Consider the following 18,882-nt stretch of genomic DNA (forward strand, 5'->3'; position numbering starts at 1 on the left):
AGACGGTAGGCGGCGGCAGGTCAAGGCTCGGTTAACGCCGCTGGAGCTCGGCGCCCTCGCTCTCGTCGTCGATGCCGTCGCCGTCCTCGAGGCTGGCGATGCGGATGCCGCCGCGCGTCACCGTCGAGACGCCCAGCATCTTGAGCTTGCGGTGCAGGGCCGAGCGCTCCATGCCCACGAAGCTCGCCGTCTTCGAGATGTTGCCGCCGAAGCGGTTGATCTGGGCGATGAGGTATTCGCGCTCGAAAAGCTCGCGCGCCTCGCGCAGGGCCAGCGAGGCCACGGCGCCCATCAGCCCCTGCAGCCCGCCCTCCGCCGCGTTGGTCGCGCCCGCGCCGGGCAGCTCCTCGGCATCGATCGTCGCGCTGTCGCCGCCGAGGATGAGAAGCTGCTCCATCATGTTCCTGAGCTGACGCACGTTGCCGGGCCAGCTGCGGGTCTGGAGGGCCGCGATCGCGCCGTCCGAGAGGCGGCGGCGCGGCAGCCCATGGTCGCGCGCGAACATCTCGAGGAAATGCTCGGCCAGCGCGGGAATGTCCTCGCGCCGGCGCTCGAGCCCCGGCACCTCGATGGGCACGACGTTGAGGCGGTGGTAGAGATCCTCGCGGAACCGGCCCTCGCGGATATGCGCCTGCAGGTCGCGGTTGGTTGCCGAGATCACCCGCACGTCCACCCGCACGGTCGAGCTGTCGCCGAGGCGGGTGAAGCTCTGGTCGACGAGGACGCGCAGGATCTTTGACTGGGTCGCGAGCGGCATCTCGCCGACCTCGTCGAAGAACAGCGTGCCGCCATGCGCCTTCTCGAGCAGGCCGGGCTGCGGCGGCGCGCCTTCGGGGGCGCGACCGAACAGGACCTCCTCCATCCGGGGCGGCTCGATCGAGGCGGCGTTGACCACGACGAAGGGTCGACCCGCGCGGTCGGAATGCTCGTGGATGTAGCGCGCCGCGACCTCCTTGCCCGCGCCCGCTCCGCCCGTCAGCAGCACGCGCGAGCCGCCGCGCGCCACGCGGTCGAGCTTCTGGCGCAGCGAGGCCAGCGCCGCCGAGAAGCCCACCATCTGCCAACCCCGGCTCTCGGTCTCGCGCAGGCGCGCGTTCTCGCGGCGCAGGCGCGAGGCTTCCAGCGCGCGGCCCACGACAACGAGGAGCTGATCCATGTTGAAGGGCTTCTCGATGAAGTCGTAGGCGCCCTGCTGCACGGCCGCGACCGCGACCTCGATGTTGCCATGGCCCGAGATGATGACCACGGGGATGCCGGGATTGTCGCGCTTGACCGCCTTCAGGATCTCGATCCCGTCCATCCGGCTGCCCTGCAGCCAGATGTCGAGGATGATCAGGTCTGGCGCCGAGCGCTCGATGGCGGCGAATGCGGTGTCGGCATCCTGCGCCATGCGCGTGCTGTGGCCCTCGTCCTGCAGGAGATCGGCAATCAGGTCGCGGATGTCGGCCTCGTCGTCGACGATCAGGATCTCTGCCATGCTGCTGCCTCCTTCGGCCTCTCTTCAGTCCTGCGGCGCGGTGGCGGTATCGGCCCGCTCCGCCGCCCTGCCCGCGGCGGTCCGTCCCGCGGGGCGCGGCAGCTTGAGCACCACCTGCGCCCCGTCGAGCCCCGAGGCCGCCGGCGCATCGCCCAGCGTCAGCTCGCCGCCATGCTGCTCGACGATCTTCTTGACGATGGCGAGGCCAAGCCCGGTGCCCTTCTTGCGGTGAGTCACATAAGGGTCAGTCAGCCGGTCGCGCCCGTCCGCGGGCAGGCCCAGGCCGTTGTCCGCGATGACGACATGCAGGCTCCGCTCGCCCTCGCGCAGGCAGACCGCGACGCGGCCCGGGGGCGCGGCGTCGCCGTCGCGCTCGCGCCGGCCCTCGATCGCGTCGGCGGCATTCTGCAACAGGTTCGTGAGGCACTGGTTCAGCAGACCGCGGTCGGCCATGACGCCGACGGCGTGGTCCGGCAGGTCGATGGAATACTCGATCCCGCTCTGGCCCTCGCGCTGCAGCAGCACGGCCTCGCGGACCAGCGCCGCGAGGTCCTCCTCGCGAGCGACCGGCTCGGGCATCCGGGCGAAGCGCGAGAACTCGTCGACCATCCGACGGATGTCGCCCGCCTGCCGGGTGATCACGTCGAGCAGGCTTTCGAGCTGCGCGCCGTCCTCGCCAAGCCGGCCGACGAACTTGCGCCGCATACGGTCGGCCGAGAGCTGGATCGGCGTGAGCGGGTTCTTGATCTCGTGCGCGATCCGCCGCGCCACGTCGCCCCATGCGGCCATGCGCTGGGCCGAGGCCAGCGCCGTCACGTCGTCGAACGTCAGCACGTGCCCCTCGTCGGGCCGCCCGGGCATCTTCGGCGCGATGCGGCACAGGAACTCGCGCGGCTGGCCGGCCACGCTCAGCGCCACCTCGCCCCGCGCGATCCCCGAGGGCGCCTCGCGGGCCACCGCCATCATCTGCGCGAAGTCGGGCGCGGCCTGGTCGAGCGGGCGGTCCAGCAGGTCCGAGGTTTCGAGGCCCAGAAGCTCGGCCGCGGCGAGGTTCACGAGGTCGATCCGTCCGCGCCCGTCGATCCCCAGCACGCCCGCGGTGACACCCGACAGCACCGCCTCGATCAGGCGCCGGCGCCGCTCGCTTTCCCGGTTCGCGGCGACCAGCGCGTCGCGCTGCCCCTGCACCTGCCCCGCCATGCGGTTGAAGACGCGCGACAAAAGCGCGATCTCGTCCTTGCCGCGCTCCTCCTTGACGCGGGCATCGAGATCGCCCGCGGCGATGCGCTCGGCCGCGCCGACCAGCCGCCCGACCGGCCGGGCCAGCCGCTCGGCGAACCACAGTCCCATCAGGATCGCCGCGACGATGACGAGAAGCGCGAAGCCCAGATAGATCAGCGCGAAGTCGAACAGTATCGAGCCGCGCTCGCGCTCGAGCTGCTCGTAGAACTGCACCGTCTCGCGCGTGCGGTCGAGCAGGCGCAGCACGTCGCCCTGCACGTCGCGGCTGACATACAGGAAGGCGTCGAAGAAGTTGGTCAGGTAGACCAGCGCGCGGATCTCGTTGTTCTGCTCGTCCTCGGTCACGACGACCTCGCCGGCGCGGGCGCGGGCAAGCTGCTCGTCGGTCGGTGGCTCGAAGCTGAACAGGTAGCTGAATTCGCCGCGCGCCACGATCTCGCGGTCCGAGGTGAAGACGAAGGCCTCGGGCAGCTCGCGCAGCAGCGCCTGCTTGATCACCAGGTCCTGCAGCTGCGTGGCGGTGAGCCCCCCCACCGCCGCGCGGTTGAGGTCGTTGGCCATCGCCAGCACGTCGCCCTGGATGTTGCGCCGGTGCTCGCGCTCGTAGGCCTCGGCGGTGGCCAGCGAGTTGCGCACCACGCTGCCCACGCGTTCGGAAAACCACGTCTCGATCCCCAGATTGATCGAGACCGTGGCAAAGACCGCGACGATGATCGTGGGTATCAGCGCGATCGCGGCAAAGACGCCCGTGAGCCTCAGGTGCAGCTTCGAGCCCGCCGAGCCGCGCCGGCGCGCGGCCACCAGCGCGCTGATACGCACCCCGATCAGCGCCGCGAGGATCAGCAGGTAGCACAGGTCCGCCAGCAGCACGGCGCGCAGCAGGGTGGAGGAGCCGCCGGCCTCCTGCCGGCCGAGCGCCAGGCTGGTGAGCACCGCCAGCACGGGGCCGAGCGCTGCGAGGGCGACGGCGCCCTGCCGCCGCATCCAGTGCGAGAGCGCCTTTCCGCGCTCTCCGCCGGAGAAGGCGCCCGCAAGAGCGTCCAATCGAGACACTGCTCTCCTTCGGACTCGTGCCCGGGCCTGTCGGCGTGAATTCGCGTCGCCGACTGTTGCTGATCTACATCAGCTTCTTGCCACGTGTGACCGGGATGTCAAGCTCCCTGATCTTCTTGCGCAGCGTGTTCCGGTTGATCCCCAGCAGGTCCGCGGCCTTGAGCTGGTTGCCGCGCGTGGCGGCAAGTGTCAGCGCGATCAGCGGCAGCTCGACCTCGCGCAGCACGCGGTCATAGAGGCCGGCGGGCGGCAGGGCCTCGCCATGCATGCCGAAATAGCGCTTGAGATGCATCTCGACCGAGGAAGACAGCGTGCGGCCCTGCGCCCCGTCGATCTCGTTCTCGTCCGCCTCGCCGCCACGGGCCGAGAGCTCCGCCTCGATCGCCGCCGCAGGGACGAGGTCGTCCGGGCAGAGCGCGGCAATCCGCCGAACGATGTTCTCGAGCTCGCGGACATTGCCGGGCCAGACATGGCCCTTGAGCCGCTCGAGCGCCTCCTTCGACAGTGTCTTGCGCGGCAGCCCCTCCTCCTCGGCCCGGCGCAGGAAGTGGCGCGCGAGGTCGGGGATGTCGTCGAGCCGCTCGCGCAGCGGCGGCAGGCGGATCGGCACGACGTTGAGCCGGTAGAACAGATCCTCGCGGAAGCGCCCCTCGTTGATCAGTGCGCGCAGGTTCTGGTGAGTGGCGGCCACGATACGCACATCCGCCCGGCGCGGCACCCGCCCGCCGACCGAGGTGAACTCACCCTCCTGCAGCACGCGCAACAGCCGCGTCTGCGCTTCGGCCGGCATGTCGCCGATCTCGTCGAGGAACAGCGTGCCGCCCTGCGCCTGCTCGAACTTGCCGGTGAAGCGTTCCGTCGCGCCGGTGAAGGCGCCCTTCTCGTGGCCGAACAGCTCGGACTCGATCAGCTCGCGCGGGATCGCCGCCATGTTGATCGCCACGAACGGCCCGCGTGCGCGCTTGCCGAAATTGTGCAGCGCGCGGGCGACCAGCTCCTTGCCGGTGCCGCTCTCGCCCGCGATCATCACGGTGAGGTCGGTGTGCATCAGCCGTGCCATGACGCGGTAGACTTCCTGCATCGCCGGGCTGCGGCCGATCAGCGGCAGGTTCTCGTCCTTCGCGGGCGGCCCCGCCTCGGCCTCCGGCGCGGTCGCGCGCGCCTTCTTGCGGCGGTCTTCGAGTCCCTTCTCGACGACCGCCAGAAGCTCCCTCAGGTCGAAGGGCTTGGGAAGGTATTCGTAGGCGCCCACCTCGGCGGCGCGGATCGCCGTCAGCACGGTGTTCTGCGCGCTCATCACCAACACGGGCAGGTCCGGCCGCTTGCGGCGGATCGCCGGCAAGAGGTCCAGCGCGTCGCCGTCGGGCATGTGGACATCAGTGACCACCAGGTCGCCCTCGCCCTCCTCGACCATCCGCCACAGCGCGTTGGCCGAACCCGTGGCCCGCACCCGGCAGCCGATCCGCGCCAGCGCCTGCGTCAGCACGGTGCGGATGGTGCGGTCGTCATCCGCGATCAGGACGGTGCGCCCCTCGGTCATGCCGCGCTCTCCTCTGAATTGCTGTGCGCCTCGAGATCGCGCGCCGTCGCCACCGGCAGGCGCAGCCGCATCCGCGTCCAGCCCGGCTCGGATTCGCACGAGATCACGCCCCCGTGGTCGGCCACGATCTTCGAGACCAGCGCGAGGCCAAGCCCCGAGCCGGTGGATTTCGAGGTCACGAAGGGCTCGAAGATGTGGCGCCGGATTTCCTCGGGCACGCCCGCGCCGTTGTCGGCGATGACCACCTGCAGCGGCAGGCTCTCGTAGCCGCCGGTCGGCCCCCGGACCTTCATCCCGGCGCGATACGAGGTCCGAACCGTGATCAGCCCGCCCACCTTCGGCGTCGCCTCGGCCGCGTTCTTCAGCAGGTTCTGCATCACCTGCATCAGCTGGTCCGCGTCCCCCATGGTCGGCGGCAGCGAGGGGTCGTATTCCTCGATGAAGCGGGCATGGGCCGCGAAGCCCGCCTTGGCGGCGCGGCAGGCGCGGTCCAGCACGTCGTGGATGTTCACGGGCTCATGCCGCCCCGGCCCCATCGCGCCGAACTGCTCGACGCGCTCCAGCAGCTTGCCGACGCGCTCGGTCTCCTCGCGGATCAGGTCGGTCAGCTCGCGCTCTTCGGCGCCGAGGCTCATCGCGAGGAGCTGCGCCGCGCCCGAGATGCCGGCCAGCGGGTTCTTCACCTCGTGCGCCAGCATCGCCGCCATGCCGGCGACCGAGCGCGCGGCGTCGCGATGCGTCAGCGAGCGGTCCATCGACTCGGCGATGGCTCGCGGGTGGAAGATCAGCAGCACCGCCTCGGCCTCCTCGCCCAGCGGCGCCGCGTGCAGGTCCACCAGCCGCGGGGGCGCATCGGGCCATGTGAACTCGACGTCGTATTCGGCCATGCTCACGTGATTTTTCGCCACCTGCTCGACCAGCGCCGCGACCCGGCTGGCCGCGCCCGCCAGCGCCGGCAGAGACTGGCCCAGAAGCTGGCGCTCGGACGCGCCGAGGAAGCTTTCCGCCGCGCCGTTGACCGCGGCGATGGCGCCGTTGCGCGCGACCGACAGCGCCGGGCTTGGCAGGCTGTTCCAGATCAGCGCGAAATCGCGCGAGGCGGCAGTCGGCGTCATGGTGGCGCTCATGCGGCAAGCCTCCCCTGCCCGTCCTGTCCCAGTCCGGCCAGCAAGCGGGCGACGTCCTCGGGGCGCTCGGCCCGCATCAGCGCGGCGCGGAGCCGATCCGCCCCTTCGACCCGGTCGAGATACCAGCCAAGATGCTTGCGCGCGGTCCGCAGCCCCAGGTCGCGGCCATAGAAGGCAAGCTGCGCCTCGTGGTGGCGCGCGATCAGGTCCGCCAGCGCCGCCCCCTCGGGCACGGCAGGACGCGGCGCGCCGTAAAGCCCGGCCGCCACCAGCGCCGGCACCCAGGGCGCGCCCCGCGCACCGCGCCCGATCATAACGCCCGCCGCGCCCGATGCCTCCAGCGCCGCCCGGGCGCTTGGGGCGTCCACGATGTCGCCATTGGCGAATACGGGCACCCGCACCGCCTCGACCACCGCGCGGATCGCGGCCCAGTCGGCGCGGCCCGCGTAGAAGTCGCAGCGCGTGCGGCCGTGTATGGTGATCGCCTGCACGCCCGCCGCCTCGGCCCGGCGGGCGATGTCGGGGGCGTTGAGGCAGTCGCGGTCCCAGCCGAGGCGCATCTTGAGCGTGACTGGCACATCGGCCGCGCCGACCACCGCCTCGATCAGCCTAAGCGCATGGTCGGGCTCGCGCATCAGGGCCGAGCCGGACATGCCGCTGGTCACCTTCTTCGCGGGGCAGCCCATGTTGATGTCGATGATCCGCGCGCCCTCGCCGGCCAGCATGCGCGCGGCCTCGGCCATCCAGCGCGCCTCGCGCCCGGCGATCTGCACGGCCGAGCCCGGCGCGTTCGCCGCGATCTCGGCCTTCGCGCGAACGGACGCCTTGGCCTGCACCATCTCCTGCGAGGCCACCATCTCGGACACCACCAGCCCCACGCCGAATTCCGCGACGATCTCGCGGAACGGGCGATCGGTGATGCCTGCCATGGGGGCAAGCACCACCGGCAGCGTGATCGCTTCGCGCCCAATCGTCAGCATGTTGCTCAATCCCTGTGCAGGCTCGCCCTGCCTTACCCCGCGCTCTTGTGCAGCGCAAGAGGCCGCACTAGAACCCGAAGCCGCAGTCGTCATCGGATCAGAGGGTTTCGGCTCATGCGCGCGGGCGCGATCATCGTGGCGGCCGGGCGGGGTCTCAGGCTGGGCGGACCGGTGCCCAAGCAGTACCAGCGGATCGGGGGCGCGGCCGTGCTGACCCGCACGCTCCGCGCGGCGCTGGCCTGCCCAGATCTCGGCTCGGTCACCGTCGCCATCCACCCCGATTTCGCCGGCTGCTATGCCGAGGCCGTGGCCGGCATCGATGACCCGCGCCTGATGTCTCCCGTGCATGGGGGGGCCGAGCGCGCCGACACCGTGCGCCTCGCGCTAGATTCGCTCGCGCCCGCGCCGGACGTGGTGCTGATCCACGACGCGGCCCGCCCCTTCGCCTCGGCCGGCCTGTGGTCGGCGCTGATCGCCGCCGCCTCGGGGGCCGAGGGCGCCATCGCGGCCGAGCCCGTGGTCGATGCGCTGTGGCGCGAGACGGACGGCCGCGCCGATGCCCCGGTCCCGCGCGCGGGGCTGTGGCGCGCGCAGACGCCGCAGGCGTTTCCCTTCGCGGCACTTCTCGCCGCCCACCGCGACGCGGCGGCCGCGGGCGGCCCCCCTGCGCTCGACGATGCCGAGGTCTTCCGCCGCGCCGGCGGCACCGTGCGGCTGATCGCGGGAGAGCCCGACAACTTCAAGATCACCACCGCCGACGACCTCGCCCGCGCCGGGCGTCTCGTCGCCGCAAGGGAGGCTGCGATGGACATCCGCATCGGCCATGGCTTCGACGTGCACCGATTCTGCGAGGGCGACCACGTCACGCTCTGCGGCGTGCGCATCCCGCACGAGCGCGGCCTGCTGGGCCATTCCGACGCCGATGTGGGCCTGCACGCGCTGGCCGACGCCATCTACGGCGCGCTGGCCGAGGGCGATATCGGCACGCATTTCCCGCCCTCCGACCCGAAATGGAAGGGCGCGCCCAGCCACATCTTCCTCGCCCACGCGGCCGAACTGGTCCGCACACGCGGGGGGCGCATCGCCAATGTCGATGTGACCCTGCTGGCCGAGCGCCCGAAGATCGTCCCGCACGCCGCCGCGATGCGCGAGACGGTGGGCCGCATCCTCGGCATCGCAGCGGACCGCGTCGGCATCAAGGCCACGACGATGGAGCGCATGGGCTTCGTCGGGCGCGAGGAAGGCATGGCCGCCATCGCCACGGCTACCGTCATCCTCGGCGAGCCCGCATGAGCGCCCTGCCCCGGCTGATCGCCACGGGGTTCGGCCTCGGGCGCCTGCCCGCGCCGGGTACCGCCGCCTCGGCCGCGACGATTCCGCTCGCCTGGGGGCTGCATGTCGCGGGCGGCATCTGGCTGGTCGCGGCCGCCACCGTCGCGGTCGCGCTGGCGGGCCTGTGGGCCGCCGGGCGCCACGCCGCCGCGATGGGCGAGGAGGACCCCTCTGAGATCGTCGTGGACGAGGTGGCGGGCATGCTGCTCGCGCTCTGGCCGCTGTCTCTGGGACTCACGATCGCGGGCGCCGAGCCGCATGTCTGGCCCTGGCCGGGCTGGGTGATGGGCTTTCTTCTGTTCCGATTCTTCGACATCCTCAAGCCGCCCCCGGTGAGCTGGGGCGAGCGCGCGCCCGGTGCGCTCGGCATCATGCTCGACGACCTGATCGCGGGCGGGTTGACGGCGGGGCTTGCGACGATCGCGGCGGGAGTGGCGCATGGCTGGTTCTGACGACACGCGGCCCGGCGGCGGCCTCGCGGCGGGCGATCCGGCGGCCGACGCCATCGGCACCGACGAGCTGGCCACGCTCGCCATCGACCTCCTCGACGTCTGCCGGCGAAAGCGCCTGATGCTCGCCACCGCCGAGAGCTGCACCGGCGGCCTCGTCACCGCCTGCCTGACCGATATTCCGGGCTCCTCGGCGGCAGTCGATCGCGGTTTCGTCACCTATTCGAACGAGGCCAAGACCGAGATGCTGGGCGTTCCGGCAGCGCTGATCGCCCAGCATGGCGCGGTCTCGGAGCCGGTGGCGCGCGCCATGGCCAAGGGCGCGCTGATCCGTTCGCGCGCACACATCGTGATCGCGATCACCGGCATCGCCGGCCCCGGCGGCAGCGCGGTCAAGCCCGAGGGGCTGGTGCATTTCGCCTGCGCCACGCGGCGCGGCGCGCTCACCCACCAGCGCATCGAGTTCGGCGCCATCGGCCGGGGCGCGGTGCGCGCGGGTGCCGTGACGCATGCGCTGAGGATGCTGCTCGAGGCCGCACGCGCATGACCACGCCGCCCCTGCCCGGCGACAGCCTCGCCGCGATCGCGACCGAGGTATGGCTGCGGCTCGCCCGCGGCGCCGCCGACCGGCGCGCCGCCTTCAGCCGGATGCAGGTGGCGACCCTGACGGCGCAGGGCTGGCCCGACATCCGCACGGTGATCCTGCGCGGCGCGGACGAGGCCGGGCGCAGGCTCTCGTTCCACACCGACCGGCGCTCGGCCAAGGCGTCCGAGATCGCGGCGGACGGGCGCGTGGCGCTGCACCTCTGGGACCCGCAGGCCGAGGTGCAGCTCCGCCTCTGGGGCCAGGCCGCGGTCGAGACCGAGGGCACCGAGGTCGAAGCAGCGTGGTCGCGCCTCGCGCCACGCCAGCGGCAGGTCTATCACGCGCCCCTCGCGCCCGGCTCGACGCTGCGCGCGCCGGCCGAGGCCGACCCGCCCCATCCCCCCGCTGATGGCCGCGGCGCCTTCGCGCGCGTCGATGTCACCGTCGCGCGCTTCGAATGGCTGGAGCTGCGACTGACCGGCCACCGCCGCGCGCGCTTTGACTGGCAGAAGGGTTGGCAGGGCCGCTGGCTTGCTCCCTGATACTCAGGCCGTGCCGTAGAGTTCGGCCGCCCGCGCCTCGAAGGCGCGCACGATGCGCTGCATCGCCTCGTTGAACACCACCCCGATGATCGCCTGCAGGGTGCGCGAGCGGAACTCGAAATCCACGAAGAAGTCGACCTCGCAGCGCCCGTCGCCGAGGTCGCGGAACTGCCAGTGGTTGTTGAGATAGCGGAACGGCCCGTCCAGATAGGCCACGTCGATCCGGCTCGCCGCGGGCCGCAGCACCACGCGGCTGCCAAAGCGTTCGCGGAACACCTTGAACGAGATCACGAGGTCGGCCTCTATCACCTCGGACCCGTCCGGCTCGGCCCGGCGCGAGCGGATGCGCGCGGCCGAGCACCAGGGCAGGAACTCGGGATAGGACGCAACGTCGGCGATCAGCGCGAACATCTGTTCCGCCGAATAGGGCAGCTCGCGCGTCTCGGCATGTGTCGGCATGGGGCTCCCTCTGCTCGCCTGCCCTCGATAACCAGCCCGGCCCCGCCCCCGAAAGACGACGCGCGGTCGCGGGGTCTTGGCAAAACGGCCCCCGCGCGGTCAAGGGGCTTGGCGCCGCGCCGCGCCGCGCTACGCTTGGCCGCATGAGGCTGCCCGCGCCCCGCCACATCGGACGCACCGGCGACGACAGCCCCGCGCGCTCGCTCGCGGGATATGTCTGGCGCATGTCGGGCTGGCACCAGCTTGGCGTGGCGCTGCTTGCAATCGGCGTCTCGGTGCTGGGGCTTGCGCCGATCGAGCTGCAGCGCCGTCTCATCGACGACGCCATCGGCAAGGGCGACGGCGGGCTGCTGGTCAAGCTCGCGCTGGTCTATCTCGGCGTGGTCGTGGTGCAGCAGGCGCTGAAGCTCGCGCTGAGGCTCGCGCAGGGCTGGCTGGGCGAGAGCGCGGTGCGCTACACGCGCGCGCACCTTCTGGGCATCGTCGTGGCGCGCGGCGGCGGACGCGAGGGCGCGGGCGAGCGCGTCGCGGTGCTCACGACCGAGACTGATCAGCTGGGCGGCTTCGTCGGCGAGGGGCCGAGTGCCGCGGCCGCCAATCTCGCGACGCTGGCAGGCGTGCTCGCCTACACCTTCTGGGTCGAGCCGCGGATCGCGCTGATCGGGGTCGCGCTGCTGGTGCCGCAGGTGATCGCGGCGCCGCTGATGCAGCGCAAGGTCAACCGCCTGACCGCACGGCGCCTGTCGCTGCTGCGCGGGCTGGGCCGGCATGTGTCCGAGCTCGACGGGGCCGAGGCCGCCGAGATCGGCGCGCTCTACCGCAACCGGCTGCTGATCCACCTGTGGAAGGGGGCAATGAAGGCGGTGCTCAACCTCGCCAACCACTTTGCGCCGCTGGGCATCCTGCTCTGGGGCGGCTTCATGGTCATCGAGGGCGAGACGACGCTGGGCGTCCTCGTCGCCTTCGCCACGGGCTTCGAGCGCATGGCCGGCCCCGCGCGCGAGCTGATCGGCTTCTATCGCAAGGCCCAGCAGGCCGGCGTGCAGCACTGCATGATCGCCGAATGGATGGAAGGCCATCACGGCGGCTCGGCGGCGCGCTGAGCGAGTCCCGCGTCCGCCGGGGGCCGCGAAGCCTTGCCCAATTCCGCGCTGCCCCGGGCTTGACCCGGGGCCACCTTGAGTCGGATCGACTTCCGCACAGGCGCGGCGCGCTCGCCGCGCCGCACTGGCGCGCCCCCCGAATCCCGGCCGCGCCGCCGCCTCAGCCCTGCGCCTGCCGGGCCTGCCGCGCCGCGCGCAGCCGCGCGAAATCGTCGCCCGCGTGATAGCTCGACCGCGTGAGCGGCGTCGCCGACACCATCAGGAAGCCCTTGGCAAAGGCCGCCTTCTCGTAGCCCGCGAACTCCTCGGGCGTGACGAACCGCGCGACCGCGTGGTGCTTGGATGTGGGCTGCAGGTATTGCCCGATGGTCAGGAAATCGACATCGGCCGCGCGCATGTCGTCCATGACCTGCAGGACCGCCTGCCGGTCCTCGCCCAGCCCCACCATGATGCCCGACTTGGTGAACATCATCGGGTCGAGCTCCTTCACCCGCTGCAACAGCCGCAGCGAGTGGAAATAGCGCGCGCCCGGCCGCACCTCGGGGTAGAGTCCCGGCACGGTCTCGAGATTGTGGTTGAACACGTCCGGCCGCGCCTCGACCACGGCTTCGAGCGCCGAGGGCGCGCAGCGCAGGAAATCGGGCACCAGCACCTCGATCGTGGTTTCCGGGTTGCGGCGGCGCACGGCGCGGATGGTCTGGGCGATGTGCGCGGCGCCCCCGTCCTCGAGGTCGTCGCGGTCCACCGAGGTGATGACGACATGCGCGAGCCCCAGCTTGGCCACGGCATCGGCCACCCGCGCGGGTTCGAAGGGGTCGAGCGCGTCGGGCCGCCCGGTCGCCACGTTGCAGAAGGTGCAGCCGCGGGTGCAGATCTCGCCCATGATCATCATGGTGGCGTGGCCCTGCGCCCAGCATTCGCCGACGTTCGGGCAGCCCGCCTCCTCGCAGACCGTCACCAGCTTGTGCTCGCGCATGATGCGGTGGGTCTCGCGATATCCCTCGCTGGTCGGTGCCTTGACGCGGATCCAGGCGGGCTTGCGGGGGCTGGCGTTGTCCGCGCGATGCGCCTTCTCGGGGTGTCGCGCGGCGGGGTTCTTCAGGTCTCGGTCCAAGGTCGATGCTCCGCTCTCGGCTCGGGCCGCACTATAGGAGCGCGGCGCGCGCAAGTCTCGCGGCATTTCCACGCCCCGCGCCAGGCCGCGCGGTGGCATGACGGCGCGCAGGCGTTGCGCCTCGCAACCGGCGCCGCCGCGGGTCTTGACGACCGGCGGCGGCATGCGACCATCGAGGCGATCCGTACCGCAGCCGGGGAGACCGCCCGATGAGCACCGCCCGACCCAAGCCCGCCGCCGGCGATATCCTCGGCCTCGACCCGCGCGACGCCCGCATCGGAACCGGCTTCGCCGTCTACGCGCGCTTCGCGAGATCGGGCGCGGGCCGGCTGATCTCCCGCGGCACATGGCTCGCGATCGGCGCGGCTGCCGTCGCGGTCTTCGTCGTGGCGCTGGTGAACTGAACGCCGCACCGCCGCCCATGACAGAGCGCGGCGTCCGCATCAGGCCGCGGGCATCTTCTCCAGCGCCTTCTGGGTCTGCTCCACCTGCGTCAGCAGCGCCTTCACCAGCTTGCCGATGTGGTTGAGCCGCTTGAGCATTTCCGAGCCGTCCTTGTGCGCCTTCACTTCGCTCGAATGCGCCTTGAGGGTCTTGTTGAAGTCGTCCGATATCTTCTCGGCCGCCTCGGCCAGCTTGATCGCCTTACCCAGGGACGCCGCCGCGGCCTTGGCGTCGCCCGCCTTCCCGGCCTTCAGCGCCTCGACGCAGTGCTTGGTCGCGGCCTTTGACATGTCGCCGATCTTCGCCGCGGTAACGGAGAGATGGCGCGGCGCCAGCTGCCGCATCGCGGCATCGTCGTCGGCATTGACCTTGACCGAGTTCACGCCCGAGGCGACGTCCTGATCCAGCCTCTTCTCGTAGGTCTTGTCGAAGGTGAAGGCCTTCGGCTTCTCCTTCGCGAAATCCTGCACCGATCGCATGTGCCTGCTGCCGCTCTCGCTCAGCGCCTTGCCGATCTCCTTGGCCAGCGCTTCGAGATCCGGGATGGATTTCGAGTCGAAGATCTTCTTCTTGCGCGCGGCGACCTCGTCCTCGGCGGTGGACTTGATCGCGACCGCCTCGGCGTGGAGCTTGCGGAACGACGCCACCCCCGCCTGGTAGCGGTCATGCGCGTCGTTGAGCTTCTTGAGCATCGGCTGGATCTGGGTCCATGCCTTCTTGACCTCGGCGACCTTGAGGAAATCGGCGAGCGTCTTCCCGGCCGCGCCGCCCTTGCGGGCCTCTATGACCCGATCGACCAGGTCCTCGCGCGCGCCCTCAAGCCAGTCCTTGATGTTCTTGTCGCTCTGCGCCGCGCCGTCTAGATCGCCCCAAACGTCGAGGATCTTCTTCTCGCAGGCCGCCCACTCTGCCTTGAGCTTCTTGAATTCCTTTGCCATCAGCCCCCCGCTTGGCCGGAAAGATTGCGAAATCGAACTGGCGGAAATCCCGACAGCCCAGCGTCACGCTGGCAGATCGCGCAGGCCGGTGACAATCGGATTCGCGCGGGCCGAGGTGCCGCCGGGCTCAGGCGGCGCGCTCGGGGAACAGGCGCAAGAGGCCGGACCCGGTCGCCTCGGTCACGCCGCGCTCGGTCACGAGCCCTGTCACCAGGCGCCCCGGGGTCACATCGAACGCGGGGTTCGAGGCCAGGCTGCCGGGCGACACGACGCGCGTGCGGATCACCTCGCCCTCGTCGGTCAGGCCGGTGACATGCGTGACCTCGGCCGCCGCACGCTCCTCGATGGGGATCTCGGCCACGCCGTCGCGCACCGTCCAGTCGATCGTCGGCGAGGGCAGGCAGACATAGAAGGGCACGCCGTTGTCCTTCGCCGCCAGCGCCTTGAGGTATGTCCCGATCTTGTTGCAGACATCGCCGGTCGCGGTCACCCGGTCGGTGCCGACGAAGCACAGGTCGACATCGCCGTGCTGCATCAGGTGGCCGCCGGCATTGTCCACCACCACGGTGTGCGGCACGCCGTGATTGTGCAGCTCCCACGCCGTCAGATGTCCGCCCTGGTTGCGGGGCCGCGTCTCGTCCACCCAGACATGCACCGGGATGCCGGCGTCATGCGCCTGGTAGATCGGCGAGGTCGCGGTGCCCCAGTCGCAGGTGGCAAGCCAGCCCGCGTTGCAGTGGGTGAGGATGTTGACCGGCCCCCCCTTGCGCGCGGCCGCCGCCTCGATCAGCGCGAGCCCGTGGCGACCGATCAGCCGGTTGATCTCGACATCCTCGTCCGCCAGCTCCGCCGCCCGCGCATAGGCTGCCTCGGCCCGCTCGCCCGGCGCGAGGCCGCGCAGGCGCATCCGCATGTCGTCGAGCGCCCAGCGCAGGTTGATCGCGGTCGGGCGCGTCCGCATCAGCCGCTCATGGGCCTGCCCGAGCCACAGGTCCGAGGGGTCCTCGCGCATCGCCAGCGCCATGCCATAAGCGGCGGTCACGCCGATCAGCGGCGCGCCGCGCACCAGCATGTCGCGGATCGCGCGGGCGGCGTCCTCCGAGCTTTCCAGCACCGCCACCTCGAAGGCGAAGGGCAGCCGCGTCTGATCGATGATCCGCACCCGCCAGCCGTCGTCGTCGAGCCAGATCGGCCGGTAATGCCTGCCCTGCACCTTCATGCGTCGCGATCCTCCGCGTTTCGTCCCCCCTCAACATCGATCCGCTTGGGGGCGCATGCAAGGCCCGGGCGCCACCGGGGCCCGGTCGTCGGCATGGCGGGGGGCGGACTGCACGCCGTGCGAAGACGCTCGACCACGAGGTTGCGGCGGGATACGAGGCCCGGACGCTGCGGTGCGGTTGGACGCAAAGACGGCCGCCGACGACAGCGCGCGGCGGCGCGAGAGCGAGAATATCCCGGGGGCGGCGAGGCCGAACGATTGAATCCTCGCCCGATAATTCGCGATGTGGTTGATTTCGATTCATGCCATCCTGCCGCCGCGGTCGTTCGACCGTTTCTCGCGGAGTGTTCCCATGAAGAAATACATTGCCGAGGGCGTCGGCACCTTTACCCTCGTCTTCTTCGGTGTCGGCAGCGCCGTGCTCGCCAGCGCGGGCGTCGGGATCGCAAGTCCGATAAACATCACGGGCATAAGCCTCGCATTCGGCATTTCCGTGGTTGCGATGGCCTATTCGATCGGCGCCGTCTCCGGGGCCCATCTCAACCCTGCCGTCAGCATGGGCTGCCTCGTGGCCGGCCGCATCTCGGCGGGCGATTTCGTCGGCTACGTGGCCGGACAGGTCGCGGGCGCGGTCGCTGCCGCGTTCCTGATCTTCCTGATCGCCACCGGGCGCGAGGGCGGCTACGACGTCGCGGCGAACGGCCTTGGCCAGAACGGCTGGGGCCCGGGCTATGGCGGCGGGTTCACGATGATCTCCGCCTTCATCTTCGAGGTCGTCGCCACCGCCATCTTTCTCGTGGTCATTCTCGGCGTGACCGCCGACAAGGCAAACGCGGCCGTCGCCGGTCTGGTGATCGGACTTACGCTGACGATGATCCACCTTGTCGGCATCACGATCACGGGCACGTCGGTCAATCCGGCGCGCTCGGTCGGGCCCGCGCTTTTCGCGGGGGGCGGGGCGCTCGGGCAACTCTGGCTCTTCATCGTGGCGCCCTTGATCGGCGGGGCGATCGGCGGGATCCTGCACAAGGCACGGATCACCGCACCGTGACGCCACGGCCGGGCCGCCTCAAGGCCGGCCCGGCCATTGAACCGTGGACCGGGCGATCACATCTCGAGGAAGCGATCCCGCATTCGCGCAACGGCAGAAGGAGTGCCGCCATGCCGCCGGCAACCTTTGACGAAGACTACGACGACGCGCCCGCGACCGAGAGCAAGCCCGACCGCAAGCCCGTGCTGATCCGCGGTGCGTTCATGCTGTTCTTCCTCGTGGCGTTCTACTTCTCGCAGGCGCTGCTTGCCATCACCGCGGTGATCCAGTTCCTCTCCATGCTGATTACCGGGGCGCCGAACGCATTCCTCGTGGACTTCGGGCGGTCGCTCGGGCGCTGGCTCGAGCAGGTCGGCCGCTTCCAGGCCTGCGCGACCGAGGAGCGGCCCTTCCCCTGGGCGTCCTGGCCGAAGGCCGACTGAGCGACGCGCCCCCGACGAGCGCCCGTCCGGCCCATCGAGGGCCGGCCGGGCGCCACGCGCAGCCCGACGGGCCGCGCGTGCGCCGCATCGCCCGACGTCGTCTTGCCGACACCCCTCAGGCTCTGCGCCCGCGGCGGCAGCGCCGCCGTCCGCCGCGACCGGGGCTCGATGCCCCGGGCGCGGCGCGCCCGGATCGGGACTCGACGGAGGCTGCGCTTTCGCTAGCATCTCGGCCATGATGCGCCGCGATTCCTCCCCCGCCTCTCCCGTCCGCGTCGGCCTGATCGGCGCCGGCAAGTTCGGTTCGATGTTCCTCGCGCAGGTGCCCACCACACCGGCAATCGAGATCGCGGCCATTGCCGATCTCGACCCCGCCCGCGCCCGGCGCGCCTGCGAGGCCGTGGGCTGGGACGCCCCGCGGATTGCCGGCACGGCCTTCCTCGAGGATGGCGCCGCCATGGCGCGCGAGATCGATCTCGACGTGGTGATCGAGGCCACCGGGAGCCCGCTCGCCGGCATCCGCCACGCCCGCGCGGCCATCGCCGCCCGCCGCCATGTCGTGATGGTCAATGTCGAGGCCGACGCCCTTGTCGGCCCCCTGCTCGCTGCCGAGGCGCGCGCGGCCGGCGTCGTCATCTCGATGGCCTATGGCGACCAGCCGGCGCTGGTGGCCGAATTGGTGGAATGGGCCCGTGACTGCGGCTTTCCGGTGGTCGCCGCAGGCAAGGGCACCAAATACCTGCCCGGCTATCACGAACTCACACCCGACCGCGTCTGGGACCATTACGGCATCACCGCCGAGGGCGCCCGCGCCGCCGGGATGAACAGCCAGATGTTCACCTCGTTCATGGACGGCACGAAGTCGGCGATCGAGATGGCGGCGATCGCGAATTCCTGCGGCCTCGATGCGCCTGCGATGGGCCTCGCCTTCCCGCCCTGCGGGGTCGACGACCTGCCCCATGTCCTGCGCCCGCGCGAGGATGGCGGCATCCTTGACGCCAAGGGGATGGTCGAGGTTGTGGCCTGCGACGAGCGTGACGGCCGCCCGGTCTTCCGCGACCTTCGCTGGGGCGTCTATGTCGTCGTCGAGGCGCCGAACCCCTACTCGGCGGCCTGTTTCGCCCAGTATGGCGTGAAAACCGACAGGACGGGGCGCTATGCCGCGCTCTACCGCCCCTGCCACCTGATCGGGCTGGAACTTGGCCGCTCGGTCCTGCGGGCGGCGCGCGACGGGCGCCCGATCGGTTCGGTCACCGAGTTCCGCGCCGACGTGATGGCGGTCGCCAAGCGCGACCTGAAGCCGGGCGACCGGCTGGATGGCGAGGGCGGATATGCCGCCTATGGCCGCGTCGCCCCCGCCGCCCGCGCGATGGCCGAAGGCGCGCTGCCCATCGGCCTCGCCCATGACGCCGTGGTGCGCCACCCCATCGCGCGGGGCGAGGTGATCCGCTGGGACGCCGTCGAGATCGACACGACCCGCGCCGACGTCGTGGCTCGGCGCGAGATGGAGGCCCGCTTCGCGCCAGTGGGCTGAGCGCGGCCGGCTGGCCGTCCCGCCGCTGTCCCGGGCTCGACTCAGGACCTCGCCCTGCCGCCGGCCCCAGCTGTACCGGTCTCGATGCGGGGACCTCGCGCTGCCGGAGGGTTCCGCTGTCCCGGGCCTTACCCGGGACGTCGATGGCCCCTCCGGTCGCGCGCAGCCGCGATCGCTCGGGGCGCTGCGCGCGTCAGTCTGCGCGCGCCGACGCCGTGCGCCGGCTCCGACCGGCCCGGCTCCCTTGACCCCGGCCGCCACCGCACCTAT

The 18,882-nt window shown here is 71.3% G+C and carries 18 protein-coding genes; 9 read left to right on the top strand and 9 right to left on the bottom strand.

Annotation, left to right across the window (positions count from 1 at the left end; genetic code table 11):
• Window positions 1-31 precede the first annotated feature (31 nt).
• The 5 genes from ntrX to dusB all read right to left on the bottom strand — a co-directional run bounded on the left by ntrX (window position 32) and on the right by dusB (window position 7,419).
• Window positions 32-1,477: a nitrogen assimilation response regulator NtrX gene (gene ntrX / locus M1105_RS17350; RefSeq protein ID WP_249581647.1), complete on the bottom strand. Its 1,446-nt coding sequence runs from the start codon at window positions 1,475-1,477 to the stop codon at window positions 32-34.
• 24 nt (window positions 1,478-1,501) lie between these two features.
• Complete coding sequence (locus M1105_RS17355) at window positions 1,502-3,772, bottom strand: sensor histidine kinase NtrY-like (protein ID WP_406600640.1); 2,271 nt, start codon at window positions 3,770-3,772, stop codon at window positions 1,502-1,504.
• 64 nt (window positions 3,773-3,836) lie between these two features.
• On the bottom strand, window positions 3,837-5,312 hold the full coding sequence (gene ntrC / locus M1105_RS17360) for a nitrogen regulation protein NR(I) (RefSeq protein WP_249581649.1): 1,476 nt from the start codon (window positions 5,310-5,312) through the stop codon (window positions 3,837-3,839).
• Window positions 5,309-6,439, bottom strand: a complete 1,131-nt coding sequence (locus tag M1105_RS17365) for a two-component system sensor histidine kinase NtrB (protein ID WP_249581650.1) — start codon at window positions 6,437-6,439, stop codon at window positions 5,309-5,311. The genes ntrC and M1105_RS17365 overlap by 4 nt, the downstream gene beginning before the upstream one ends.
• On the bottom strand, window positions 6,436-7,419 hold the full coding sequence (dusB, locus tag M1105_RS17370; protein ID WP_249581651.1) for a tRNA dihydrouridine synthase DusB: 984 nt from the start codon (window positions 7,417-7,419) through the stop codon (window positions 6,436-6,438). Before dusB ends, M1105_RS17365 begins: the two co-directional genes overlap by 4 nt.
• Before the next feature lie 114 nt (window positions 7,420-7,533).
• Between dusB and M1105_RS17375 the strand changes: the two genes are divergently transcribed.
• Genes M1105_RS17375 through M1105_RS17390 form a run of 4 tightly spaced genes read left to right on the top strand, consistent with a single transcriptional unit; the run spans window position 7,534 to window position 10,328 of the window.
• A complete protein-coding gene (locus M1105_RS17375; RefSeq protein ID WP_249581652.1) occupies window positions 7,534-8,712 on the top strand; it encodes a bifunctional 2-C-methyl-D-erythritol 4-phosphate cytidylyltransferase/2-C-methyl-D-erythritol 2,4-cyclodiphosphate synthase in 1,179 nt (392 codons plus the stop codon).
• Window positions 8,709-9,203 carry a phosphatidylglycerophosphatase A family protein gene (locus tag M1105_RS17380; protein ID WP_249581653.1) on the top strand — a complete coding sequence of 165 codons (495 nt, stop codon included), beginning with the start codon at window positions 8,709-8,711 and terminating at the stop codon, window positions 9,201-9,203. The genes M1105_RS17375 and M1105_RS17380 overlap by 4 nt, the downstream gene beginning before the upstream one ends.
• Window positions 9,190-9,747 carry a CinA family protein gene (locus M1105_RS17385; RefSeq protein ID WP_264759704.1) on the top strand — a complete coding sequence of 186 codons (558 nt, stop codon included), beginning with the start codon at window positions 9,190-9,192 and terminating at the stop codon, window positions 9,745-9,747. Before M1105_RS17380 ends, M1105_RS17385 begins: the two co-directional genes overlap by 14 nt.
• Window positions 9,744-10,328, top strand: a complete 585-nt coding sequence (locus tag M1105_RS17390; protein ID WP_249581654.1) for a pyridoxamine 5'-phosphate oxidase family protein — start codon at window positions 9,744-9,746, stop codon at window positions 10,326-10,328. Before M1105_RS17385 ends, M1105_RS17390 begins: the two co-directional genes overlap by 4 nt.
• Window positions 10,329-10,331: 3 nt before the next feature.
• Here M1105_RS17390 and M1105_RS17395 read toward each other — a convergent pair whose 3' ends face one another.
• Window positions 10,332-10,787 (bottom strand): type II toxin-antitoxin system RatA family toxin, encoded by a 456-nt coding sequence (locus tag M1105_RS17395; protein WP_249581655.1) that lies wholly within the window; start codon window positions 10,785-10,787, stop codon window positions 10,332-10,334.
• A gap of 143 nt (window positions 10,788-10,930) precedes the next feature.
• Between M1105_RS17395 and M1105_RS17400 the strand changes: the two genes are divergently transcribed.
• Window positions 10,931-11,890, top strand: coding sequence for an ABC transporter transmembrane domain-containing protein (locus M1105_RS17400; protein WP_249581656.1), 960 nt, complete (start codon window positions 10,931-10,933; stop codon window positions 11,888-11,890).
• Between the two features lie 160 nt (window positions 11,891-12,050).
• Here the strand turns inward: M1105_RS17400 and lipA are convergent, their stop codons facing one another.
• Window positions 12,051-13,004: a lipoyl synthase gene (gene lipA / locus M1105_RS17405; RefSeq protein ID WP_249581657.1), complete on the bottom strand. Its 954-nt coding sequence runs from the start codon at window positions 13,002-13,004 to the stop codon at window positions 12,051-12,053.
• A 209-nt stretch (window positions 13,005-13,213) separates the two neighbouring features.
• Between lipA and M1105_RS17410 the strand changes: the two genes are divergently transcribed.
• A complete protein-coding gene (locus M1105_RS17410) occupies window positions 13,214-13,408 on the top strand; it encodes a hypothetical protein (protein ID WP_249581658.1) in 195 nt (64 codons plus the stop codon).
• A gap of 39 nt (window positions 13,409-13,447) precedes the next feature.
• On the opposite strand, the gene M1105_RS17415 is transcribed toward M1105_RS17410, so the two are convergent.
• Both M1105_RS17415 and mtnA read right to left on the bottom strand, forming a co-directional pair.
• Window positions 13,448-14,386, bottom strand: a complete 939-nt coding sequence (locus tag M1105_RS17415) for a hypothetical protein (RefSeq protein WP_249581659.1) — start codon at window positions 14,384-14,386, stop codon at window positions 13,448-13,450.
• Window positions 14,387-14,513: 127 nt separating this feature from the next.
• Entirely contained in the window at window positions 14,514-15,605 is a 1,092-nt protein-coding gene (gene mtnA / locus M1105_RS17420) for an S-methyl-5-thioribose-1-phosphate isomerase (RefSeq protein WP_249581660.1), read from the bottom strand.
• A gap of 352 nt (window positions 15,606-15,957) precedes the next feature.
• On the opposite strand from mtnA, the gene M1105_RS17425 reads away from it, so the two are divergent.
• The 3 genes from M1105_RS17425 to M1105_RS17435 all read left to right on the top strand — a co-directional run bounded on the left by M1105_RS17425 (window position 15,958) and on the right by M1105_RS17435 (window position 18,612).
• Entirely contained in the window at window positions 15,958-16,656 is a 699-nt protein-coding gene (locus tag M1105_RS17425) for an aquaporin (RefSeq protein WP_249581661.1), read from the top strand.
• 110 nt (window positions 16,657-16,766) lie between these two features.
• Entirely contained in the window at window positions 16,767-17,078 is a 312-nt protein-coding gene (locus M1105_RS17430; protein ID WP_249581662.1) for a DUF4389 domain-containing protein, read from the top strand.
• Window positions 17,079-17,313: 235 nt separating this feature from the next.
• Window positions 17,314-18,612 (top strand): NAD(P)H-dependent oxidoreductase, encoded by a 1,299-nt coding sequence (locus M1105_RS17435; protein ID WP_249581663.1) that lies wholly within the window; start codon window positions 17,314-17,316, stop codon window positions 18,610-18,612.
• Window positions 18,613-18,882: the final 270 nt, after the last annotated feature.

The organism is Thermohalobaculum sediminis (assembly GCF_023487995.1).
Lineage (GTDB): Bacteria > Pseudomonadota > Alphaproteobacteria > Rhodobacterales > Rhodobacteraceae > Thermohalobaculum > Thermohalobaculum sediminis.